Origin of the sequence: Pseudomonas sp. SJZ079 (genome assembly GCF_007993865.1) — a bacterium.
Lineage (GTDB): Bacteria > Pseudomonadota > Gammaproteobacteria > Pseudomonadales > Pseudomonadaceae > Aquipseudomonas.
The window spans coordinates 78,310-101,684 of sequence record NZ_VIUH01000011.1; the positions used below are offsets into that span (position 1 = coordinate 78,310).

Genomic DNA, 23,375 nt, shown 5'->3' on the forward strand with positions numbered 1-23,375 from the left:
TTGACGTAGCCGGCGCCAGTCATTATCGACCGGGTGCTTCGCTTAGGGCTTTTTGGCAGCGGGTACTGCAGGCGCTGACCACTGCTGCAACTCTTTGACCCGAGCGTTGCTGCCGGCCAGGGGCTTGTCCAGTGCCTCCTGGTAGAAACTCAGCCAACTGCGCGAGCCAGCGATCATCCCGGCCAAGTCGCGCATACCTGTCTTGAGGGCGACCAGGCTCTGCTGAAAACCCTGCTCCTGGCCGATCAGGGTCTTGGCCAGCTGCCGCCGCAACTCACGGTCGTCGTAGCGCTCGACAGTGGGCATGGTTGCGCCGGGTGTGCTGGCTGGCAATGCGCTGAGCCGTGTGCTTTGCGTGTCCACTTGTTGCTGCAGGGTCGCCAGTTTTTTCTCCAGCAGGCTTAGCTGGTCCTGCAGTGCGACAAGACTGTCGGCGTCGTCGTTGGACTCTTTTTCATGCAGCAGGTTGAACACGCTAGCCGTCAGCCAGCTGGCAAGAATCATGGTGAGTACGGCGGTAAGCGTGAAAAACAGAATGCGGTCGAGCTTGCGGCCCTTTTCCAGTTGCAAGAGCCGTTGCTCATCGCCCGGCGCCTCGGTGTTATCGACTTCGCTCTCGCTACTCATGCCGGCTCGCTTCTTATGGTTATTGTTGAGTGGGTTGGTGCTTCCTATATCGGCCCATATCCGCACCCCTGAACAGCTCTGTCGGGCACTTTTCTGTGGCCTCGATTCAGGCGCAACCCTAACACCAAAGATATTCGGCGCGGAACTGCTGGGCTTGGGGGCGGTAGCCGGCCTGGGAAAGGGCGATAAAGCGTGCCAGGGCGAGCACGGCTGGCAGCTTCCTAAGCCACGCTGGCAATAAATCGTTACGCGTGCTCGGCCGTTTGGGTGGTGATTTATCGGGCTTCGATGGGTGTAAGGGAAACTTGCCATTCGCCCTTGGTCGGGTCTGGTTGACGCTCGGGTAAGGCGCTTGTTCAGCCCCCGTCCCTCGGTTGTTATGAAGCTATCCACACCACACTGCCACGAGGGCAGGGCGGTGGTACCCACAACAATAACGAGGAGGCTGAATGAACGCCGTGAACAAGATCGAACAGCACAACCCAATTGGTACCGACGGCTTCGAGTTCGTCGAATACACCGCGCCGACGCCCGAGGGCATTCAGCAGCTGCGTGAACTGTTCACCGCCATGGGCTTCACCGAAACCGCCAAGCACCGTTCCAAGGAAGTCTTCCTGTTCCAGCAGAACGACATCAACTTCGTGCTCAACGGCAGCCCCACCGGTCACGTGCGCGAGTTCGGCCTGAAGCACGGGCCAAGCGCCTGCGCCATGGCCTTCCGGGTGAAGAACGCGGCCCAGGCCGCCGCCTACGTCGAAGCCCAGGGTGCCACGCTGGTCGGCAGTCACGCCAACTTCGGCGAGTTGAACATCCCCTGCGTCGAGGGTATTGGCGGCTCATTGCTGTATCTGGTCGACCGCTACGGCGACAAGAGCATCTACGATGTCGACTTCGAGTACTACCCAGGGCGTACGCCGCAGGACAATGCGGTCGGCCTGATGGAGCTGGATCACCTGACTCACAACGTCAAGCGTGGGCAGATGGATGTCTGGTCGGGCTTCTACGAGCGCATCGCCAATTTCCGCGAGATTCGCTACTTCGACATCGAAGGCAAGCTCACCGGCCTCTTGTCTCGTGCCATGACCGCACCATGCGGCAAGATCCGCATCCCGATCAACGAGTCCGCCGACGACAAGTCGCAGATCGAGGAATTCATCCGCGAGTACCACGGCGAAGGCATCCAGCACATCGCCCTGAGCAGCGAAGACATCTACGCCACCGTGCGCAAGCTGCGCGCCAACGGCGTGGACTTCATGAAAACCCCGGACACCTACTATGCCAAGGTCGACACCCGCGTCGCCGGGCATGGCGAGCCGACCGATGTGCTGCGCGAGCTGAACATCCTGATCGACGGGGCGCCGGGCGATGACGGCATCCTGTTGCAGATATTCACCAACACGGTGATCGGCCCGATCTTCTTCGAGATCATCCAGCGCAAGGGCAACCAGGGCTTCGGCGAAGGCAACTTCAAGGCGTTGTTCGAGTCCATCGAGGAAGACCAGATCAAGCGCGGTGTCATCAAGGCCGAATGAGCCGAAAACCGTAGGGTGGGTTAGCGGCGCAATATACGAAGCTTATGGCCGGCACGGTGCACGGGCGGCGCGTAACCCACCAAGCCGAATCCCGGCCTACATCGTGGTGGGTTATGGCGCGTTGCGCCAGCCGGGCGCAGCTGTTGTTAACCACCTGATAGATCCGGCGCAATGGTTGAGAGGTGGGGTGGGCGGCTGCCCATTCCAGGTCGAATTGAGGAGACACCGGCATGAGCCGCAAATGGATCAGCTTCCCCCTGCGTGAAGGCGAGTGCTCGCGGCAGGCGCACTGCGACTTCCCCCAGGACACCTATGAGCGCGAGATGGGCCGCGAAGGTTTTTTCGGGCCTACCGCGCACCTGCATCACAAGCACCCGCCCACCGGCTGGATCGACTGGCAGGGGCCGTTACGCCCGCACGCCTTCAACTTCAACGATATTTCCAGCGAGCGCGATTGCCCGCTGGAGGCGCCGCTGACGTTGCACAACCGTGATATGCAGCTGCGCGTGTGGCGCACCCATGGCGCCATGCGCCACCTGGTGCGCAACGCCGATGGCGACGACCTGTTGTTCATCCATGAAGGGGCGGGGCACTTCTATTGCGACTTCGGTCACCTGGAGTACCGTGATGGCGATTACCTGGTGATCCCGCGCGGCACTGCCTGGCGTATCGAAACCCGCGAACCGACCTTCATGCTGCTGATCGAGAGCACCGATGGCGCCTATCAGTTGCCGGAAAAGGGTCTGGTCGGACCACAGGCGATCTTCGATCCGGCGGTGCTCGATCACCCGAAACTGGACGATGCCTTCAAGGCGCAGCAGGACGAGAACACCTGGCAGCTGCGGATCAAGCGGCGCAACCAGGTCAGCACCGTGACTTACCCCTACAACCCGCTGGATGTGGTCGGCTGGCATGGCGACAACACTGTGGTGCGCCTCAACTGGCGCGACATCCGCCCGCTGATGAGCCATCGCTACCACTTGCCGCCGTCGGCGCACACCACCTTCGTCGCCAATGGCTTCGTGGTCTGCACCTTCACCCCGCGGCCGGTGGAGAGTGATCCGGGTGCGTTGAAGGTGCCGTTCTACCACAACAACGACGACTACGACGAAGTGCTGTTCTATCACCGTGGCAACTTCTTCAGTCGCGACAACATCGAGGCCGGAATGGTCACCCTGCACCCTTGCGGCTTCCCCCATGGCCCGCACCCCAAGGCGCTGAAGAAGAGCCAGGAAAGCCCGGCGACCTTCGTCGAGGAAGTGGCGGTGATGATCGACAGCCGGCGTGCCCTGGAGATCGATCCCTCCGCTGCGCAAGTCGATGTCCCCGAATACGTGAACTCCTGGCGCGCGCCGGGTAAACCAGGCTGAACAACTCCCTGTAGGAGCCAGCTTGCTGGCGATGCGTTTGCTGTTGCATCTCACAGTCGCTAGCCAGCTGGCTCCTACAACCTGTGCTGACTTACGGAACTCTGTCTATGAAACTCGCATCGTTGAATCAAGGCCGTGATGGCGTGCTGGTCGTGGTCTCCCGCGACTTGAGCCACGCGGTGAAAGTCCCGCAGATCGCCGCCACCCTGCAGGTCGCCCTGGACGACTGGGCGATCAAGCGTCCGCATCTGGAGGCCACCTACCAGCGCCTGAATAACGGGCTCTGCGAAGACGCCTTTCTCTTCGATCAGGCCGACTGCCACAGCCCGTTGCCGCGCGCCTACCACTGGGCCGACGGCAGTGCCTACGTCAACCACGTCGAGCTGGTGCGCAAGGCGCGTGGCGCCGAGATGCCGGAGAGTTTCTGGCACGACCCGCTGATGTACCAGGGCGGCTCCGACTGCTTCATCCCGCCGCGCAGCCCGATCCGCATGGCCGACGAGGCCTGGGGCATCGACCTGGAAGCCGAACTGGCGGTGATCACCGATGACGTGCCGATGGGTGCCACCCCGGCCGAGGCGGCGCAGCACATTCAGTTGCTGATGCTGGTCAACGACGTGTCGCTGCGCAACCTGATCCCCGGTGAGCTGGCCAAGGGCTTCGGCTTCTACCAGAGCAAGCCGTCGTCGAGCTTCTCGCCGGTGGCGGTCACCCCGGACGAACTGGGCGACTGCTGGACCGGCGGTAAGGTGCACCGGCCGCTGGTGTCGCACATCAATGGCCAGTTGTTCGGCCAGCCGGATGCCGGCACCGACATGACCTTCAACTTCCCCACACTGGTGGCGCATGCCGCCAAGAGTCGGCCGCTGGGCAGCGGCACCATCATCGGTTCGGGCACAGTGTCCAACTACGACCGCAGTGCCGGGTCTTCCTGCCTGGCCGAGAAACGCATGCTGGAGATAGTCGAGCACGGCGAGGCGCAGACGCCGTTCCTCAAGTTTGGCGACCGGGTGCGTATCGAGATGTTCGATGCGCACGACAAGAGCATCTTCGGCGCCATCGATCAGCTCGTGGAGCGCTATGAACACTGAGCTGAAGCTCTACGGTTACTGGCGCTCCAGCGCCGCCTACCGGGTGCGCATCGCGCTGAACCTCAAGGGACTGGCTTATCGGCAGGTGCCGGTGCACCTGGTCAAGGACGGCGGTCAGCAGCACGCGCCCGAATACCGGGCGCTGAATCCGCAGCAGCTGCTGCCGCTGCTGGTCGACGGTGAGACCAGAATCGCCCAGTCGCTGGCGATCCTCGAGTACCTCGAGGAAGTCTTCCCGGTGCCGCCCTTGTTGCCCGCCGACCCGGCGCTGCGCGCCCAGGTGCGCTCGCTGGCGCTGCATATCGCCTGCGAGGTGCATCCGCTGAACAACCTGCGCGTGCTGCAGTATTTGACCGGCGAGCTGGGTGTCGATGACGCGGCGAAGAACACCTGGTATCGGCATTGGCTGCACACTGGCCTGACGGCGGTGGAGCAGGGCTTGGCGGTGTTCGCCGGGCGTCTGTCGCTCGGCGAGCAGCCCGGTTACCTGGAGGCCTGTTTGGTGCCCCAGGTGTACAATGCGCGCCGTTTTAACTGTGACCTCGATGCGTACCCACGCATTCTCGCTATGACGGCGCGTTGCGAAGCCCTGGAAGCCTTTAAGCAGGCGGCTCCCGAGGCGCAAGCCGACGCCCAATAAGGTTTATCCGCCTTGTTCACTCCACTCCGCCGCACCACAAGTGCGGCGGGTTCGATCCTGTCACAGATAAAAACAAACAGGTGACGCATGACCCGTGAAAAACCCAAGAACCTCTGGCTGTCGCGCTGGGGCTTCATCCTTGCTGCAACCGGCTCCGCAGTGGGCCTGGGTAATATCTGGAAATTCCCCTACATCACCGGTGAGTACGGCGGCGGCGCCTTCGTGCTGATGTACCTGGCCTGCATCCTGGCCATCGGCATTCCGGTGATGATGACCGAGATCGCCCTCGGTCGCCGTGGCCGTGGCAGTCCGATCGATGCGATTGGCCGGGTGGTCAAGGAGAACAACGGCAATCCACTGTGGAAGGCGGTGGGCGGCATGGCCATGCTCGCCGGCTTCATGATCCTGTGCTTCTACGTGGTGGTGGCGGGTTGGGCCTTCGCCTACACCTGGAAAATGCTCGACGGCTCCCTGGCCGCGACCAGCGTCGATGCGCTGGGCCAGGTGTTCGGCGAGCACAATGCCAACCCTTGGCAGCTCGGTGGTTGGAGCGTGTTGGTGGCGCTGCTGACCCTGTGGATCGTGGCCAAGGGCGTGCAGAAAGGCATCGAGAATGCGGTGCGCTGGATGATGCCGGGTCTGGCGCTGATGTTGCTGCTGCTGGTCGGCTACGCCTTCACCAGTGGCAGCTTCGCCGCCGGTTTCGATTTCCTGTTCAGCTTCGACGCCTCGAAAATCACCGGTGAGGCCTTGCTGGCGGCCCTGGGCCATGCCTTCTTCACCCTCAGTCTGGCCTCCGGGGCGATCCTGACCTACGGCTCCTATATTCCCGATGGTCAGTCGATTGCCCGTACCACCTTCATGGTCGCCATCGCCGACACCGCCGTGGCGCTGCTCGCCGGCCTGGCGATCTTCCCGATCATCTTCGCCAACGGCATGAGCCCGAGCGCAGGGCCGGGGTTGATCTTCATGAGCCTGCCGCTGGCCTTCCAGCAGATGCCGTTCGGCACCCTGTTCGGCGTGCTGTTCTTCGCCATGGTGTCGATTGCCGCATTGACCTCGGCGATCTCGATGATCGAGGCGACCGTCGCCTACCTCAACGAAAAGCACGGCGTCAGCCGGCTCAAGGCGGCGCTGGGCGCGGGCGCGGTGCTGCTGGTGATCAGCCTGTTGGCGATGCTTTCGTTCAACCTGCTGGAGGGCTGGACGCCACTGGGCAAGAACTTCTTCGACTGGCTGGATTACCTGACCTCGCGCTGGATGATGCCGCTCGGCGGGATCTTCCTGGTGCTGCTGGCCGGTTACGCCTTGCGCGGCGAGATCATGCGCGACGAGTTGAACCTGCCGCCGCTGGGCTATGCCCTGTGGTTGTTCATGGTGCGCTACGTCTGCCCGGTGCTGATCAGCATGGTGTTCCTGCATGCCCTCGGCTGGCTGGGCTTCGACCCCATCGCCAAGTGGTACTGGATCGCTGGCGCCATCGGTGCGCTCGCCGTGCTCGGCGAGCTGCTGCGGCCGCGGGTCGTGCCGGTGCTGGCCGGGCGCTGACCCAGCGAGGTCCGAGCGACTCTCAAACCGAGGCGCACGTTCGCAAGGACGTGCGCCTTTTTTGTTTTGCTCAAATAGTTGGCGCCACATTGACGGCGAGAATCCGCCGTGCGGATGGAAGTTTTAGGCGGAAATATGCCGATTGTCGGGCCTCGCCAACCCTGGGTGCGGCGCAGGACACCAGCAAGTCGTTGCCCGCCGATGCCTCCGGGAGTGACCGGCATAGCTGGCACGGGGCTTGCCAATGTCAGTGGTTGAGATCCCGATGCCGTTGCCCGGCATGCCAGCCGATCCGTCTGCCACTGAGCAGCGGGCGGCACATAACAACAATGGAGTCGTCTTTATGTTGCAGTCTGCTGCCCGCCTGTTCAGCGATCTGGCCGTGGCCAAGAAGCTGTCTCTTGGTTTTGCCCTGGTGCTGTTGCTCACCGCCGCCATGACCGGCGCTGGCGTGATCGCGGTCCAGGACGTGTTGGGTGGCCATGAGCGGGTAGGTCAGCTGGTGGCGGTGAACATGGAGATTCTCCAGGCGCGTCGTTTGGAGCGTAGTTTCGCCATCGAGCCCAGCCCAGAGAGTGCCGGGCGGGTACGTGACAGCCTGGCGCAGGTGCAGACGCTGCAAGGCCAACTGGCGCAGAGCGCCGCGCCGAGCGAGCGTAAACGCTTGCAGACCATGGGCCAGGCGGTGGCTGACTACCTGAGTCAGTTCGACAGCTATGTCGATCTGCAGGACAAGGCCCGCGAGGCCCGCACGGACATGGGCAATGCCGCCGGCGAGGCGCGGGATCAGTTCGAGGTGATCGAACTGGACATGTACGACGCCGTACGCGAGTTGCGCCTGCAGGGCGACCGGCTGAAGGGCAGCGACCCGCTGACCCTGGCAGAGACCGCATCCGGCCTGAGTAAGCGCATGCTCGACCTGCGCAGCCAGGAGAGCCTGTACATCATCGATGGTTCGACCAAGGCTCTGGAGGAATGGAATTACCTCGCCGAGGACCTGCAGGGCGTGGCGCGCAGCCTGACCGTGTGGCTCAACGAGCAGCAGAAGGGCGCGATCGAGAAGGCCTTACAGTCCCTGGATCTGTACCAGCGCTCTTTCCTCTATTACCAGCAGATCAGCGCGCAGAAGCGCACCACGGAGGGCGCGATGATCGAGCGCGCACAGGCGGTGTTCGACCTGGCCGAGGCGGCGCAGCGTAGCGCCGAGCAGAGCATGCTGGAGACCAGTGACCGCGGCTTGGCCACTCTCGCCGTCATGGGCGGGGCAGCTGTGGTGTTGGGGCTGCTGGCGGCGTTGCTGATTTCCCGTTCGATCGTCAGCCCCTTGCGTCAGGCTGTGGCCTTTGCCCAGCGCATTGCCGAGGGCGATCTGAGCCAGGACCTGGCGCAGGATCGCCGCGATGAGCCCGGACAGTTGATGGCGGCCATGCAGCGCATGACCCTGAGCCTGCGTTCCCTGGTCGGGCGTATCGGCGGCGGTGTTGGGCAGATCGCCGCGGCGGCCGAGCAACTGTCGGCGATCACTGCGCAAACCAGCGCCGGGGTGCAGACGCAGAAGCTGGAGACCGAGCAAACGGCCACCGCCATGCACCAGATGGCCGCCACCGTACAGGAGGTGGCGCAGAGCGCCGAGCAGGCTTCCCTGGCAGCGCGTAACGCCGATCAGCAAGCGCAGCAGGGCAATCAACTGGTGCAGCAGGCGGTCAGCCAGATCGATGACTTGGCCGTGGAAGTGGAGCAGTCGGCAGCCGCGATTCAGAGCCTGAATCAGGAGAGTACGCGGATTGGCAGCGTGCTGGAGGTGATTCGCAGCGTCGCCGAACAGACCAATTTATTAGCGCTCAACGCCGCCATCGAAGCGGCCAGGGCCGGCGAGCAAGGGCGGGGTTTTGCCGTGGTCGCCGATGAGGTCCGCGCCTTGGCGCGGCGTGCGCATGATTCGACCGAGGAGATCGAAAGCCTGATCGCCAGCTTGCAGCGCATGGCGCAGGGGGCGGTGCAGCAGATGGACAGCAGCCGCGAGCTGACCCGGCGCACCGTCACCCTGGCCGACCAGGCGGGCGATGCTTTGGGACGCATCACCCAGGCGGTGAGCACCATCGAGCAGATGAACCAGCAGATCGCCGCTGCCGCCGAGGAGCAGAGCCTGGTGGCGGAGGGCATCAGCGAAAGCGTCACGCGGGTACGTGACATCGGCGAGCAGAGCGCCAGTGCCAGCCAGCAGACCGCGGCCTCCAGCGCCGAATTGGCGCGTTTGGGTGTCGAGTTGCAGGAGCTGGTGCGGCAGTTCCGCACCTGACATACCGTCGCTCTGCTGGAATGTGCAGCCTGCTATCTGGGTCCGCCGAGGTAACGGCCACGCGACTAACCTGCTCGCGTGGCTCGCACCATGGAACCGGCGCAAGCTGTATTTCTGGACAAGGTCGATAGCCACCCGGACGACAGCCTGCCGGCGTTCATTACAGCGATTTAACCTTGCATTAATCACCCGGCAAACCGCGCGGCGAGACAATCATTCCTGCCCCCAAGAGAAAAGCTGAGGGCGTCCCTTCCGCGATATGGAGTGATTGAATCATGAAAAAGTCCTTGATCATGCTACCGGCGCTATTGGCCATGGCGATGGCGGCTACGGTTCCGGTGTTTGCCGCCACTGCGAGCGCGAAAGCCAACGAGGCGACCTGTACCTCCCTGGAACACCAGTATGATGCCGCGGTGGCCAGCCACAGCAGCGCGAAGAACTTCAAGCAGGCACAAATGATGCGCACCGACGGCGGGACGGCTTGTAAGGCCGGCAATTTTGCCGACGGCGCTAAAAAGCTCAACGCTGCGCTGAGGGATCTGGGCGTTAAGGCGACTAAATAAGACTCTGCCACTCCGAGTCTGCTGGGCGGCGCGAAATTATTTGCCGCCCGCGGCTCGGTTCTCACGCAGGCTCCGCCTGGTATTCCGGGGCGCGTCGCAGCAAGCCTGGGAATACGCGTGGCTCCTCGACTAATTCTCGCTCAGGCATCCTTTGCATCCCTTTCATCCAGAGCCGGGAAGTGCAGGCTGATACGCAGGCCTGGTTGATTGTCTGCCAGGACTAACTGAGCGTGGTGCAGGTGGGCAACGGCTGCCACCAGGCTCAAGCCCAAGCCACTGCCGGGGGTGCTGCGACTGCTGTCCAGTTGGACGAAGCGCTGGAGCACCTGCTGTCTATCCTGCGCGGCGATGCCTGGCCCTTGATCGGCCATTTCCACGCACACCCGCGAGCCCTCCAGGCGAAGTGCGCAGCGTATGACCCCGCCGCGGGGGGAAAACTTGATGGCGTTTTCCAGCAGATTGATCAGTGATTGCGCCAGCAGTTCACGATTGCCATTGATCAGCGCTGGTCCGGCGATCTCGCTGACCAGGCGCATCTGCTGTTCCTCCACAACCGGTTCGTAGAGTTCGGCGATCTCTTCCAGCAGGCGTGCGAGATCCATGGCGTCAGTTGGCACTATGCCGGCCTCGGCCCGGGCGATTTGCAGGAGTAGAGTGAAGGTGGCCAGCAGTCGGTCGACCTCTGCCAGGGCGGCGCTCAACGCCGTCCTGCAGACGTCCACATCTGCTTCGCCCAGCAAGGTCAGTTCAATATTGCTGCGCAGCCGGGTGAGCGGCGCGCGCAAGTCGTGCGAGATGCTGTCCATGGCAGTACGCATACCGGTGGTCAGCCGTTCGATTTGCTCCAGCATGTCGTTGAGTCGCGCCGACAAGCGATCGAACTCATCGTCACGACCGCTCAACGGTATGCGTTTCGCCAAGTTGCCGGCGATTATCTCGGCGCAGGTACCGCTAATGGCATTGACCCGCGCCAGCAGCCAGCGGCTTAGGACCAGTCCGCTGAGCAGGCTCAGTGCGGCCGTCCCGCTCAACGCCCAGAGCAGGGCGCGGGCGATCAGCCGCTTGAAGTTCAGACGCTCTTCGATATCCCGCCCGACGAGCAGGCGATGCTTGCCTGGCAGGATGAACTCCCGGGCCCGGACCTGGTGTTCCGTGGCCTCGGCGCCGCGCTGCGGCACCGAAATCGCAAACCTGAGCCATGTGCCGTCGCTGTCGAGCTCCTGAGGCCAGGCGCCGATATTGCCGGCCAGAATGCTGTTGTCCGGGGCCAGTAACAAATAGAGCTCGCCACTTACGCCGGCATCGTTGGAGCGTTCCCCGATCTCTTCGCGCAAGCCATCGATGCCGAGCTCGGTGTATTTCTCCTCTAAGGCACGTATTTCCGCGTCGATAGCCGCGTTGGTGACCTGATCGATGAGGATGACGCTATCCAGGTAAACGAAGGAGAGCAAGAGCGCTGCCAGGGCGCCGAACAGCACCATCGCCAGCAGTGCCAGGCGAAAGGCCAGGCTGTGGGGGCGTCTAGGTCTCTTCACGCAGCATGTACCCGGCGCCACGAATGGTGTGCAGCAAGGGCTTATCGAAACCCTTGTCGATCTTCTGGCGGATACGGCTGATATGCACGTCGATCACGTTGGTCTGCGGGTCGAAGTGATAATCCCATACCCCCTCAAGCAACATGGTCCGCGTCACCACCTGGCCGGCGTGGCGCATGAGGTATTCCAACAGCCGGAATTCCTGGCTCTTCAACGTGATGGCCAGGCCGGCGCGGCGCACATCGCGCGAGAGCAGGTTCAGTTCTAAATCGGCGACTCGTAGCGTCGTGGGGTTGCCGTCGGGTGTGGCCCGGCGCAACAGGCTATCGGCGCGTGCCAGCAACTCGGCGAAGGCAAAGGGTTTGACCAGATAGTCGTCGCCGCCTTCCTTGAGGCCGCAGACGCGATCATCGACCTGGGCCAGGGCCGAGAGAATCAGCACCGGCGTACGTACGCCGCGGCTGCGCAGGGAGCGGATCACCGATAAACCGTCCAACCCTGGCAGCATGCGGTCGGTGATGATCAGATCCAGGCCAGGTTGTGAGGCGGCGAACAGGCCGTCCACCCCATTGTCGCAATGATCCACCGTGTAACCCTGTTCACGGAAACCCTTGGCCAGATAATTGGCGGTGGTGGGATCGTCTTCGATGATCAGCAGATGCATGGCAGATGGCTAAACACCCGGAAAGAAGTGTCTTGAGAATATCAGTAGTTCGCGTTTCTGCAGGTTGATCGGCTTGGCGATTGGGTTTTTCGGCGGCCCAAAGCGGGTCAGTATGGATCGTCCGTCCTCTGCAACGCAGTCTCCGGGACCGTTTTGGTCAACTCGCTGGCCCAGGCAACCAGTGGCACCTCAAGCTCCGGTTGCCAGATCCGCGCCCATAGCAACCACAGATGATCTAAATCGCCACGTCCAACCGGCCAGCGCTGGATCTTCTGCTGCACCTGCCAGGCGCCGTTTTCCCAGTGGGCGAAGTCGAAGCGAAAGGGGTGAAAGCCGGTCATGCCCAGGCGCAGATCGGTGACCACCAGGTGTTGGTCGATCTGGTCGTAGCGCAGCACACCATCGGTAAACCACAGCAGGCGCTGGTGCGCCGGGACGTCACTCAGCGCCTGCGCCAGCCGAGTGCCGCGGGGGATGCGGGCGAGCTGTGGGGGTTGCTGGTCGAACCAGCCGACCAGGGCCTCGTGGTAATAGTCGCCATCCAGCACTAGGATGCGCCAGAGCAGGCTGTTGAGCGGCGTCGGGCTGCTGAACAGTGCTTGCGCGTGGATGCCCTGGCGCGTCAGTTCGGCCTCCAGCCGTTGCTCGGCCATGTATTTGCCCGCCAGGGTAAAACCCAGGTACAGGGTCGACAGCGCCAGGGCGATAGCCGGCGCTTTCGAGGTTTTATCTGCCAGGCCAAACAGCAGTCCGAGTAGCACCGCTGTGAGCAAGGGCAGGGTATAGAGCGGGTCGATGATGAAGATGCTTGACCAAGCGGTCGGCGTTGGCATCAGCGGCCAGAACAGCTGGGTGCCGTAGCTGGTGAAGCTGTCCAGCAGTGGATGGGTCAGCAGCGTCAGACCGATGGCGAGGAGCAATCGGCGCGCCGAATATCCGGGATGTGGATGCCGCCACCGGACCAGCCAGGTCAGGAGCAGGGCGACTGCACTGAGCACCAACAACGAATGGCTGAAGCCGCGGTGATAGGTCATATCCGCTACTGCATCACCGTAATCGATTACTACATCCAGGTCGGGCAGGGTGCCGAGCAGCGCGCCGTACAGCAGTGCCCTACGCCCTTGCCAGCGGCCGAGCAGGGCGCCTTGAATAGTGGCGCCGAGCACCGCCTGGGTAATCGAGTCCATGGCTGGACCTCATGGGAAAACAGGCAATTAACTTAGCCGAGCTGGCTGGCAAATACTGCGGGTAAATTTCAAGGAAAAGTTTCAATCCCTGTGTCTGCGCGAGCAGGAACCGCGTACCCGCACACGACTCGGCGACAACTGCTGGCCGGATGACTAGTTCACCGTATGCAGGGCAGACTGGCCTTCACGGCTTAGCCGGTACAGGTGTTCCTGATTGGCCCGCCACCATGCCAGTAGCGTATCGCCGGGCATGGGCCTGGCCACGAAATAACCCTGCACCTCGCCGCAGCCCAGCTCACGCAGCAGCACCCAATCTTCAAGGGTTTCCACCCCCTCGGCCACCACGCCAAGGTTCAGTTTGCCGGCAATATCCAGCGCGCTTTCCAGCAGAATGCACAGGTGCCGACTCTGGCTGGCACCATTAACGAAGGCGCGGCCCACCTTCAGTTCCGTGCAAGGCACCCGCGCCAACTGCAGCATGGGTATCGAGTTCAAAAAAGCATGCCTGTTGCGAAGGCTAAGGCTGTCGCTACCAAAGTGCTGATTGTTCCAATGGCGTTAGCCATGCGGTTGAGCAGCTGCCACTCAGTAGAACAGCAGGGGATGTTCTAGGGGGTTAAGCAGCAGCTTTTCAAGGCTCAGTGCGGCATCTTCGGGATAGGGGGTGTTGATGCTGAGCCTAGGTTCGGTCATGTAGGCTGCCGGGTCAGGTGCGCCAACCGTCTGGCTGACACTGTAGATGCCCCTGACCATTTCCTGATGCTGAATTTTGACTTTGAAGCTGGCTCTGGGCTCAAGCCTAGAGGCGCGTATCTTCCAGTCTCTTGGAGTACTGGGGTAGCCAAGAATTCGCTTCAGGGTCTGCTTTTCCTGATCGCTGCCGTTGAGCATGACATGCTGCTTGAATACCATGATCACTAGCGACAATGTGTCTTTCCATTCCTCGCTCAGCGCGCCATCGCTGTCGTCGTTGAACAGAAAGTTATACAAGTTGACGGTCTGCCTAAGCCGCTCGGTATCGACTTTGTCCTGATAGAAGCCAACCCAGGCCTTGTTGACCATCAGGATGTTGCCCGCGCCATCAGTCAGGGTGGATGGATATGGGGCCAGCGCCTGCAATGTTCTGAGCATTGCCGATCTTAACCATTTGAGATCTGGGCCGTTAAAATTCTGCGCTATTTCGTTGGTCGCATAGCCCGCAGCAATGCGCAGATGGCTGCGATCCCTCCGGCCAAGCTTTAGCGCATCGGCGATATGGTCGGTCAGCACCTCACTTGACCTGCTTATCCCGTTTTTCAGGCGAGTGACATGTCGGGTTGAGGTGCCGACCATTTCGGCCAGTTGCTCTTGGCTGAGCCCGAAGACTCCGCGCCAAAACTTAAGATAATCAGCAAAGCGCTGTAAGTGCTGTGTCTCGGTCCTGTCCATTGTTGCGAAAAATCCTTTCGATCAGACATCGCATGTCGTGGTGACTGGGGCAGGCCTCGGCAAAACGGGCGGGTCCCGTCCATTCTTAGTGGAGAAGTAGCATGGAGGCCCCCATCCTAAACGTCGTGGCGCAACTGGCTTCCTAACTGGTGATGCCAATGGGGGCTGCTTATCCGAAGACCAGAGACCAGAGACCTGCTGGGTGAACCTGCTGAGTTTGTTCGGGCCTGTGTAGCCCGGATCTAAACCGGGAAGACTGTAGGCGACTGTCCCGGATTAGATTCGGGCTACGGACGACCGTTTACCCCTATCCGCGGCCAAGGCCGCTCCCACGAAGCAGCGTGCGGTCGTCCTGTGGCAGTGGCCTTGGCCGCGAAGCTGTTGGCTCTGTCAGTGCTCCCCAGGCGTTCGCTAAAGCGGCGGGTCAGGCCGCATCCACTGACACCTGCCCTCAGCCGTAGAAAGGGCGTTCCTACCAAAGCCAGCCCGACTTCCTCCCAAAGTACCATTCTGTTGAATCTTCTTCGGGTGCATAACTAGCAGGGCCGGAATCTCCCGGCTTTATAAGAAGAGGACCGCAGCATGTGGACTAAACCCGCCTTTACCGACCTGCGCATTGGTTTCGAAGTCACCCTGTACATCGCCAATCGCTGATCCGTCCTGCCCCGGTCATGCCGGGGCATCTCACGGGGGACTCTCCATGCATATCCAGATTCTCGGTTCCGCTGCCGGCGGTGGCTTTCCCCAGTGGAACTGCAATTGCCGCAATTGCCGTGGCGTGCGCGATGGCAGCCTGCGCGCACAAGCGCGCAGCCAGTCTTCGATTGCCCTGAGCGACAACGGCAAGGACTGGATCCTGTGCAACGCCTCGCCGGACATTCGCAGTCAGCTCGAGTCCTTTCCGGCCTTGCAGCCGGCACGCCAGCTGCGCGACACGGCCATCGGCGGGATCATCCTGCTCGACAGCCAGATCGATCACTGCACCGGCCTGCTGACCCTGCGCGAGGGCTGCCCACATCAAGTCTGGTGTACCGAGATGGTGCACCAGGACCTGAGCAGCGGCTTTCCGCTGTTCAACATGCTCGAACACTGGAATGGCGGCCTGCAGCACCGGCGCATCGAGCTGGACGGCGCGCCATTCAGCGTTCCGGTCTGCCCGGACCTGGCAATCACCGCGATTGCCCTGCGCAGCAGCGCGCCGCCGTACTCGCCGCATCGCGGCAACCCGCACCCCGGTGACAACATCGGCCTGTTCGTCGAGGATCGCCGCAGCGGCGGCAAGCTGTTCTACGCACCGGGCCTGGGCCAGGTGGACGACAGTCTGCTGGCCTGGATGCGCCGCGCCGACTGCCTGTTGGTCGACGGCACCCTGTGGCGCGACGATGAGATGCGTGTCTGCGAGGTCGGCGACAAGCTCGGCAGCGAGATGGGGCATCTGTGCCAGAGCGGTCCCGGCGGCATGATCGAGGTGCTCGACGGCCTGCCGGCCGCGCAGAAGATCCTCATCCACATCAACAACACCAATCCGATCCTCGACCTCTATTCGCCGGAGCGCGCCGAGCTGCGTGCCCATGACATCGAGGTGGCGTGGGACGGCATGAGCATCCAGTTGTAAGGAGCCAGGCAGATGAGTCAGATCGCCATGAGCCCTGCCGAATTCGAGCAGGCGCTGCGCGCCAAGGGCGCCTACTACCACATTCATCACCCGTTCCATCGGGCGATGTACGAGGGCCGCGCCAGCCGCGAGCAGATCCAGGGTTGGGTCGCCAATCGCTTCTACTACCAGTTGAGCATTCCGCTGAAGGATGCGGCGATTATGGCCAACTGCCCGGATCGCGATACCCGCCGCGAGTGGGTGCAGCGCATCCTCGACCACGACGGCGCGCCCGGCGAGGAGGGCGGCATCGAGGCCTGGCTGCGCCTGGCCGAGGCCGTGGGCCTGCAGCGCGAGCAGGTCTTGTCCCAGGAGCTGGTGCTGCCGGGGGTGCGCTTCGCCGTCGACGCCTACGTCAACTTCGCCCGTCGCGCCAGCTGGCAGGAAGCGGCCAGCAGTTCGCTGACCGAGCTGTTCGCTCCGCAGATCCACCAGTCGCGCCTGGACGCCTGGCCGCAGCACTACCCCTGGATCGACGCCGGCGGCTACGACTACTTCCGCACCCGCCTGGGCCAGGCACGCCGCGATGTCGAGCACGGTCTGCGCATCACCTTGCAGCACTACACCAGCCTGGAGGCCCAGCAGCGCATGTTGGAGATTTTGCAATTCAAGCTGGACGTGCTGTGGAGCATGCTCGACGCCATGAGCATGGCCTATGAACTACAGCGCCCGCCGTACCACACGGTGACGAGCGAGCGCGTCTGGCACAGAGGAATAGCGCTATGAGTGCACTGACCACCAGCCAGGTCCCCACGCTGCGCCGCGGCTTCCGTCTGCAATGGGAACCGGCGCAAAGCTGCCACGTGCTGCTCTACCCGGAAGGCATGATCAAGCTCAACGACAGCGCCGGGGAGATCCTCAAGCAGGTCAATGGCGCGCACAGCGTCGCCGAGATCATCGATACCCTCAGCTCGCGCTTCCCCGATGTACCGGGAATCGATGAAGACATTCTTGCCTTTATGGAGGTCGCCAATGCCCAGTTCTGGATCGAGCTGCACTAGCCGCCAACCGGGGCCGCCCTTGTGGCTGCTGGCCGAACTGACCTACCGCTGCCCGCTGCAGTGCCCGTACTGTTCCAACCCGCTGGATTTCAGCCAGCAGGGGCAGGAGCTGAGCACGGCCGAGTGGATCGAGGTGTTCCGCCAGGCCCGTGAACTGGGCGCGGCGCAGCTGGGTTTCTCCGGTGGCGAACCCTTGGTGCGCCAGGACCTGGCCGAGCTGATCAAGGCGGCGCGGGACATGGGCTACTACACCAACCTGATCACCTCGGGCATAGGCCTGACCGAGGCGCGCATCGCCAGTTTCAGCGAGGCCGGGCTGGATCATATCCAGATCAGCTTCCAGGCCGCCGACGCGGAGGTCAACAACCTGCTGGCCGGCTCCAAGAAGGCCTTCGCCCACAAGCTGGCCATGGCGCGTGCGGTCAAGGCCCACGGCTATCCGATGGTGCTCAACTTCGTCACTCACCGGCATAACATCGACAACATCGAACGGATCATCGACCTGTGCCTGGAGCTGGAGGCGGATTTCGTCGAGTTGGCCACCTGCCAGTTCTATGGCTGGGCCGAGCTGAATCGCGCCGGCCTGCTGCCGACCCGCGCACAACTGGAGCGGGCCGAGCTCATCACCAACCGGTACCGCGACCGGCTGGCCGCCGAGAACCATCCGTGCAAGTTGATCTTCGTCGTGCCGGACTATTACCAGGAACGGCCCAAGGCCTGCATGAACGGTTGGGGCAACCTGTTCCTCGACATCACCCCGGACGGCACCGCGCTGCCGTGCCACAGCGCGCGCCAGCTGCCGGTGCAATTCCCCAACGTGCGCGAGCACAGCATCGAGCACATCTGGCGCGACTCGTTCGGCTTCAACCGCTTTCGCGGCGACGACTGGATGCCCGAGCCCTGTCGCTCCTGCGACGAGAAGGACAAGGACTTCGGCGGCTGTCGCTGCCAGGCCTTCATGCTCACTGGAGACGCCAGCAATGCCGACCCGGTATGCAGCAAGTCGGCCCATCATGAGGTGATTGTGCAAGCCCGCCGCGAGGCCGAAGAGGCGCCGGGGGCCTTGGATACGTTGCAGTTTCGCAACGAGCAAGCCTCTAAACTGATCTGCAAGGTCTGAAACTGGAGTAGCTATCGTCTTGAGCGGCACGATCGCAGCCTATGGGTTCTGGGACAGCTCCTGGTCGAGCGACCGGGCGGCTGCGGCCGGTCGCGATTTCGCCGAGCTGCGCGCCGGCCTGGGTGGAGTGGTATGGCTGCAATATGACCCGGCCGACGCCCGCTCGACGCTGTGGCACTGCACACCGCAGCAGCGTGAGTGCCTGACGCCAGACAATATGTCGGTGCGTAGTCGGGTGTATGAATACGGTGGCGGCGCGTTCTGTTTGACCGATGAGGGTCTGGCGTTCGTCAACGAGGTCGACCAGCAGATCTATTGGCAGCGCCTTGGGGCCGCCCCGGCGCCGCTGACCCGGCAAGACAACTGCCGCTTCGGTGATCTGCAATTCGATCCGGTGGCCCAGGCGATAGTCGCCGTCGAGGAAATGCATGAGGCCGAGAGAGTCACGCATCGACTGGTCAGCATCGCCCTCGCCGATGGCACGCGACAGGTGCTGGCCGAGGGCTGCGATTTCTATGCCGCGCCGGTACTCAGCGCCGATGGTCAGCGTCTGGCCTGGATCGAATGGGATCGGCCACACCAGCCCTGGCTGGCCACGCGCCTGTGCAGCGCCCAGCGCGATGCCAAAGGAGCTTGGCGCGATGTTCGGGTGGTCGCCGGGCAAACGGCCGCAGAATCGCTGCAACAGCCCTGTTTCGATGCCCAGGGCCGCCTGCTGGTGCTCAGCGATCGCCACGGCTATTGGCAACCCTGGCGTGAAGCGGCCGAGGGCCAACTGACGCCGTTGTCCTGCGCGGTCGCCGACCACGCCAGTGCGCCCTGGCAGCTGGGCAATCGCAATTTCCTGGCGCTGGATGGCGGCAGCTTGCTGCTGAGCTGGTTCGAGGAGGGTTTCGCGCGGCTGGCCGAGTGTGAACCGGGTGGTGACAACGGGCAGTGCCTGGCTCAGGACTACAGCCGCTTTCGCCAACTGGCTGCCGATGCGACGAACTTCTACCTGATCGCCGCCTCGCCCGAGCGTGGCAGTGAGGTAGTGGCGATCGATCGCTGCAGCCGCCAGCTCCGGGTGCTGGCCGGTGCCGAGGTCGGCTTGCCGCTGGCCGAGGTCTCGCGCCCGCAGCCGTTGTCGTTTACCAGTGGCAGTGAGGAGCGCTGCCATGGGTTCTTCTATCCGCCGCATAACGGCGGCTTTCGTGGGCCGGCTGGGGAAAAGCCGCCGCTATTGGTGTTTCTGCATGGCGGGCCGACTTCGGCCTGTTATCCGGTGTTCGACCCACGCATCCAGTTCTGGACTCAGCGCGGCTTCGCCGTGGCCGACCTGAACTATCGCGGCAGCACCGGCTATGGCCGTGCCTATCGGATGCGCCTGCATGAGCAATGGGGCGCGCTGGATGTCGAGGATGCTTGCGCGTTGGTCGAGCACCTGGCCGGCCGCGGCCTGATCGACCCGGCCAAGGCCTTTATTCGTGGCGCCAGCGCCGGCGGCTACACCGCCCTGTGCGCCCTGGCCTTCAGCCGGACATTCCGCGGCGGTGCCAGCCTCTACGGTGTCAGCGACCCGCTGGCCTTGCGCCAGGTGACGCACAAGTTCGAGGCCGATTACCTCGACTGGCTGATCGGCGACCCCGAACAGGATGCGCAGCGCTATGCCGCGCGCACGCCGTTGCTGCATGCGGAGCGGATCGAGGCGCCCGTGATCTTCTTCCAGGGCGGGAGGGATGCCGTGGTGCTGCCGGCGCAGACCGAATCCATGGTCGGCGCCCTGCGCGCGCGCGGCATGGCGGTGGACTACCACCTGTATCCCGAGGAGGGTCACGGCTTTCGCCAGGCACGCAACCAGGCCCATGCCCTGGAGCAGGAGTGGCATTTCTACCAGCGGCTGCTGACGACGCCCGCCTGAAGACCCGGGCGTCACTTGTGGGAGCGGCCTTGGCCGCGATGCTTTTGTAGTGGTTTGGAGACTTCGCGGTCAAGACCGCTCCCACAAAGAGTTCGATCGGCACCTCCCGTGCCACCCGACTCAGGTTGCATTGCATTGACAGGCCAATGCAGTAGGCTGGGCGTTAGTTAAAACAACAAGCAGCAGGCCGTAGTGTGAGCCCCGATATCAGTCTTCACCGCAAATTCGTTTCGCCGGAAATCATCTTCGGCGCCGGTTGCCGCCACAGCGTCGGCAACTACGCCAGCAACTACGGCGCGCGCAAGGTCTTGCTGGTGTCCGACCCGGGTGTAGTGGCCGTTGGCTGGGTCGCCGATGTGCAGGCCAGTCTGCAGCGCCAGGGCATCGAATACTGCCTGTTTACCCAGGTGTCGCCCAATCCGCGCTCCGAAGAGGTGATGCTCGGCGCCGAGTTGTACCTCAGTCAAGGCTGCAACGTGATAGTCGCGGTCGGCGGCGGCAGCCCGATGGACTGCGCCAAGGGTATCGGCATCGTCGTGGCCCATGGTCGCAACATCATCGAATTCGAGGGCGTCGATACCCTGCGCGTGCCCAGTCCGCCGTTGATCCTGATTCCCACCACCGCCGGCACCTCGGCTGACGTGTCGCAGTTCGTGATCATCTCCAACCAGGACGAGCGGATGAAGTTTTCCATCGTCAGCAAGGGCGCGGTGCCCGACGTCTCGCTGATCGACCCGGAAACCACCCTGAGCATGGACCCGTTCCTCTCCGCCTGTACCGGCATCGATGCGCTGGTGCACGCGATCGAAGCATTCGTCTCCACCGGCTCCGGACCGCTGACCGACTCCCATGCCCTGGAGGCCATGCGCCTGATCAATGGCAACCTGGTGGCGATGATCGCCAACCCGAACGATATCGCCCTGCGCGAGAAGATCATGCTCGGCAGCATGCAGGCCGGTCTGGCGTTTTCCAATGCCATTCTCGGTGCGGTGCATGCCATGGCGCACAGTCTCGGTGGCTATCTCGACCTGCCCCACGGCCTGTGCAACGCGGTGCTGATCGAGCACGTGGTGGCGTTCAACTACAACGCCGCGCCGGAGCGCTTCAGGATGGTCGCCGAAACCCTGGGCATCGACAGCCGCGGGCTGAATCACCAGCAGGTGCGCCTGCGCCTGATCGAGCACCTGATCCGGTTCAAGCACGCGGTTGGCTTTCAGGAAACCCTGGCCTTGCACGGGGTCAGCACGGCCGACATCCCCTTCCTGTCGCAGCATGCGATGCAGGACCCGTGCATCCTCACCAACCCGCGCGAGTCGAGCCAGCGGGATGTCGAGGTCGTCTATGCCGAGGCCCTCTGACCAGCAGCGTCAGGCGCTCACCGAACTGCTCGGGTTGGGCAGCCACTCGGTGCGCAAGAGTCACTACCCGGAGCTGCTGGCGCGTTTGGAAGAGCTGGAGACCGAGCGCAACCGCTACAAGTGGCTGTTCGAACACGCGGTGCACGGCATCTTTCAGGCCAGCCTGCAGGAAGGCTTACGGGCCGCCAATCCTGCCTTGGCGCGGATGCTCGGCTACGATGACCCGCAGGATGTGCTCTGGTCACTGACCGACTTGGCCAGCTACATGTTCGTCGGTGGCGCAGAGGAAATGACCCGTATTCGTCAGATGCTCAGTCGAGACTCCGGGCTGTTTGGCTATGAAACACAACTGCGGCGCAAGGACGGCAGCAGCATCGACGTGTTGATGAACCTGTTGCTGAAGCCGGATGAGGAGGGCTTGTTCGAGGGGTTCGTCGCCGATATCACCGAGCGCAAACAGGCACAAAAGCGCTTGCAACAGCTCAATGATGAGTTGGAGCAGCGAGTCAGTTCGCGCACTGCCGAGCTGCAGGAAGCCAACCGCAACCTGTTGCAGCAGATAGTCGAGCGCAAGCGTATCGAACAGGCCCTGCGTGAGGCGCGCGACGCCGCCGAAGCCGCCAACCACAGCAAGGACAAATACCTGGCTGCGGCCAGCCATGACTTGTTGCAACCGTTGAACGCCGCACGCCTGTTGATCTCCACTCTGCGCGAGCGCAGTCTGCCAGAGGCCGAGCGCACACTAGTCGAACGCAGCCATCAGGCATTGGAGGGGGCCGAGGATCTGCTCACCGACTTGCTGGATATCTCCAAGCTCGATCAGGCGGCGATTCAGCCGGATATCGATGTGTATCGCCTGGAGGAAGTGCTGGCGCCCCTGGCCTCGGAGTTCCAGTCGGTGGCCGCCGCCGAGGGTCTGAGTCTGAGGGTGCGTACTCCAAGCTATGCCATCAGCACCGATTTCCGTTTGCTCACCCGTATTCTGCGCAACTTCCTCAGCAATGCCTGTCGCTATACCGAGCAGGGGCGCATCCTGCTCGGTGCGCGCAAGCGTGGTGAGTATCTCGAGCTGCAAGTATGGGACAGCGGCCGTGGCATTCCCGCCGACCAGTTAGGCAGCATCTTTCTGGAGTTTAACCAGCTCAACGTCGGCCGCGCTGCCGAGCGCAAAGGCGTCGGTCTTGGTTTGGCAATTGTCGATCGGATCGCGCGGATGCTCGGTTACCCGGTCACGGTGCGCTCGCATCCAGGCCGTGGCTCGGTGTTTGCTATCCGGGTGCCATTGGCGCAGCAGTCTATCCAGACGCCCCCTGCTGCACTAGTCATGCGCTCGCCGGTCGGTGATCCGCTGCCAGGGCGACGCGTGTTGGTGTTGGATAACGAGCTGAGCATTCTGCACAGCATGTCCGCTTTGCTCGAACAGTGGGGTTGCGACGTTGTCGTTGCGGTGGACCAGACAGCCGCATTGCAGGTGCTTGGCGAACAGGTCCCGGATTTGATCTTGGCGGATTTTCACCTCGATCATGGGGTGATTGGCTGCGACGTGGTGGAGCACTTGCGCCGACATTTCGCCTCGGCCATTCCTGCGGTGATAATTACCGCGGATCGCAGTGATCAGTGCCGACGCGATCTGCAGCGCATGGGTGTGCCGCTGTTGAACAAACCGCTCAAGCCGGGAAAGTTGCGCGCCGTGCTCAGCCAGTTGTTGCGCGATCCATTGTAGTTACCGCCATAAGATCGTTCGCAGTCGTTACTTCTGCGAGTTGCTCTGATCATAATGAGTGCCGGGAAATGTACGGCGGGCTGCCAGCAACTTTTTAGTGGCTGCCTGGTCGATTGACTATGCTGTTTGGAACCC

Annotated in this window: 21 protein-coding genes and 1 pseudogene; 16 read left to right on the plus strand and 6 right to left on the minus strand. The window is 62.7% G+C overall.

Features of this window, described 5'->3' with window-relative positions; translation table 11 throughout:
• Window positions 1-42 precede the first annotated feature (42 nt).
• Window positions 43-627 carry a hypothetical protein gene (locus FBY03_RS11985; RefSeq protein WP_147172565.1) on the minus strand — a complete coding sequence of 195 codons (585 nt, stop codon included), beginning with the start codon at window positions 625-627 and terminating at the stop codon, window positions 43-45.
• A gap of 449 nt (window positions 628-1,076) precedes the next feature.
• Here FBY03_RS11985 and hppD point away from each other — a divergent pair, with 449 nt between their 5' ends.
• The 8 genes and pseudogenes from hppD (at window position 1,077) to FBY03_RS12020 (ending at window position 9,670) form a co-directional block, all read left to right on the plus strand.
• Window positions 1,077-2,159 (plus strand): 4-hydroxyphenylpyruvate dioxygenase, encoded by a 1,083-nt coding sequence (gene hppD, locus FBY03_RS11990; protein ID WP_147172566.1) that lies wholly within the window; start codon window positions 1,077-1,079, stop codon window positions 2,157-2,159.
• A 230-nt stretch (window positions 2,160-2,389) separates the two neighbouring features.
• Window positions 2,390-3,529: a homogentisate 1,2-dioxygenase gene (locus tag FBY03_RS11995; RefSeq protein ID WP_147172567.1), complete on the plus strand. Its 1,140-nt coding sequence runs from the start codon at window positions 2,390-2,392 to the stop codon at window positions 3,527-3,529.
• Window positions 3,530-3,636: 107 nt separating this feature from the next.
• A complete protein-coding gene (locus FBY03_RS12000; protein WP_147172568.1) occupies window positions 3,637-4,620 on the plus strand; it encodes a fumarylacetoacetate hydrolase family protein in 984 nt (327 codons plus the stop codon).
• Entirely contained in the window at window positions 4,610-5,260 is a 651-nt protein-coding gene (gene maiA, locus FBY03_RS12005; RefSeq protein ID WP_147172569.1) for a maleylacetoacetate isomerase, read from the plus strand. Before FBY03_RS12000 ends, maiA begins: the two co-directional genes overlap by 11 nt.
• 87 nt (window positions 5,261-5,347) lie before the next feature.
• Window positions 5,348-6,808, plus strand: a complete 1,461-nt coding sequence (locus FBY03_RS12010) for a sodium-dependent transporter (protein ID WP_147172570.1) — start codon at window positions 5,348-5,350, stop codon at window positions 6,806-6,808.
• Between the two features lie 1,255 nt (window positions 6,809-8,063).
• Window positions 8,064-8,249: pseudogene (locus tag FBY03_RS23485) on the plus strand (HAMP domain-containing protein); the annotation flags it as partial.
• On the plus strand, window positions 8,244-9,107 hold the full coding sequence (locus FBY03_RS23490) for a methyl-accepting chemotaxis protein (protein ID WP_371920772.1): 864 nt from the start codon (window positions 8,244-8,246) through the stop codon (window positions 9,105-9,107). The pseudogene FBY03_RS23485 and the gene FBY03_RS23490, both read left to right, overlap by 6 nt.
• Before the next feature lie 275 nt (window positions 9,108-9,382).
• Window positions 9,383-9,670 carry a hypothetical protein gene (locus FBY03_RS12020; protein WP_147172572.1) on the plus strand — a complete coding sequence of 96 codons (288 nt, stop codon included), beginning with the start codon at window positions 9,383-9,385 and terminating at the stop codon, window positions 9,668-9,670.
• Between the two features lie 140 nt (window positions 9,671-9,810).
• Here FBY03_RS12020 and FBY03_RS12025 read toward each other — a convergent pair whose 3' ends face one another.
• The 5 genes from FBY03_RS12025 to FBY03_RS12045 form a co-directional block, all read right to left on the minus strand.
• Window positions 9,811-11,205 (minus strand): HAMP domain-containing sensor histidine kinase, encoded by a 1,395-nt coding sequence (locus tag FBY03_RS12025; protein ID WP_147172573.1) that lies wholly within the window; start codon window positions 11,203-11,205, stop codon window positions 9,811-9,813.
• Entirely contained in the window at window positions 11,192-11,869 is a 678-nt protein-coding gene (locus FBY03_RS12030) for a response regulator transcription factor (RefSeq protein WP_147172574.1), read from the minus strand. Before FBY03_RS12030 ends, FBY03_RS12025 begins: the two co-directional genes overlap by 14 nt.
• A gap of 107 nt (window positions 11,870-11,976) precedes the next feature.
• A complete protein-coding gene (locus tag FBY03_RS12035; protein WP_147172575.1) occupies window positions 11,977-13,056 on the minus strand; it encodes a metal-dependent hydrolase in 1,080 nt (359 codons plus the stop codon).
• A 153-nt stretch (window positions 13,057-13,209) separates the two neighbouring features.
• Window positions 13,210-13,551, minus strand: coding sequence for an EAL domain-containing protein (locus FBY03_RS12040; RefSeq protein WP_218570778.1), 342 nt, complete (start codon window positions 13,549-13,551; stop codon window positions 13,210-13,212).
• Between the two features lie 90 nt (window positions 13,552-13,641).
• Window positions 13,642-14,484, minus strand: coding sequence for a helix-turn-helix domain-containing protein (locus FBY03_RS12045; RefSeq protein ID WP_147172576.1), 843 nt, complete (start codon window positions 14,482-14,484; stop codon window positions 13,642-13,644).
• A gap of 582 nt (window positions 14,485-15,066) precedes the next feature.
• On the opposite strand from FBY03_RS12045, the gene pqqA reads away from it, so the two are divergent.
• The 8 genes from pqqA to FBY03_RS12085 all read left to right on the plus strand — a co-directional run bounded on the left by pqqA (window position 15,067) and on the right by FBY03_RS12085 (window position 23,240).
• On the plus strand, window positions 15,067-15,138 hold the full coding sequence (gene pqqA / locus FBY03_RS12050) for a pyrroloquinoline quinone precursor peptide PqqA (protein WP_083491836.1): 72 nt from the start codon (window positions 15,067-15,069) through the stop codon (window positions 15,136-15,138).
• Window positions 15,139-15,184: 46 nt separating this feature from the next.
• Complete coding sequence (gene pqqB / locus FBY03_RS12055) at window positions 15,185-16,099, plus strand: pyrroloquinoline quinone biosynthesis protein PqqB (protein ID WP_147172577.1); 915 nt, start codon at window positions 15,185-15,187, stop codon at window positions 16,097-16,099.
• Between the two features lie 12 nt (window positions 16,100-16,111).
• On the plus strand, window positions 16,112-16,864 hold the full coding sequence (gene pqqC, locus FBY03_RS12060; protein ID WP_147172578.1) for a pyrroloquinoline-quinone synthase PqqC: 753 nt from the start codon (window positions 16,112-16,114) through the stop codon (window positions 16,862-16,864).
• Window positions 16,861-17,139: a pyrroloquinoline quinone biosynthesis peptide chaperone PqqD gene (pqqD, locus tag FBY03_RS12065; RefSeq protein WP_147172579.1), complete on the plus strand. Its 279-nt coding sequence runs from the start codon at window positions 16,861-16,863 to the stop codon at window positions 17,137-17,139. Before pqqC ends, pqqD begins: the two co-directional genes overlap by 4 nt.
• Window positions 17,111-18,259: a pyrroloquinoline quinone biosynthesis protein PqqE gene (gene pqqE / locus FBY03_RS12070; RefSeq protein ID WP_147172580.1), complete on the plus strand. Its 1,149-nt coding sequence runs from the start codon at window positions 17,111-17,113 to the stop codon at window positions 18,257-18,259. The genes pqqD and pqqE overlap by 29 nt, the downstream gene beginning before the upstream one ends.
• A 19-nt stretch (window positions 18,260-18,278) precedes the next feature.
• A complete protein-coding gene (locus FBY03_RS12075) occupies window positions 18,279-20,159 on the plus strand; it encodes a S9 family peptidase (protein ID WP_147172581.1) in 1,881 nt (626 codons plus the stop codon).
• 194 nt (window positions 20,160-20,353) lie between these two features.
• A complete protein-coding gene (ercA, locus tag FBY03_RS12080) occupies window positions 20,354-21,517 on the plus strand; it encodes an alcohol dehydrogenase-like regulatory protein ErcA (protein ID WP_147172582.1) in 1,164 nt (387 codons plus the stop codon).
• Window positions 21,501-23,240: a NahK/ErcS family hybrid sensor histidine kinase/response regulator gene (locus tag FBY03_RS12085; RefSeq protein ID WP_147172583.1), complete on the plus strand. Its 1,740-nt coding sequence runs from the start codon at window positions 21,501-21,503 to the stop codon at window positions 23,238-23,240. The genes ercA and FBY03_RS12085 overlap by 17 nt, the downstream gene beginning before the upstream one ends.
• The last annotated feature ends 135 nt before the right edge of the window (window positions 23,241-23,375 follow it).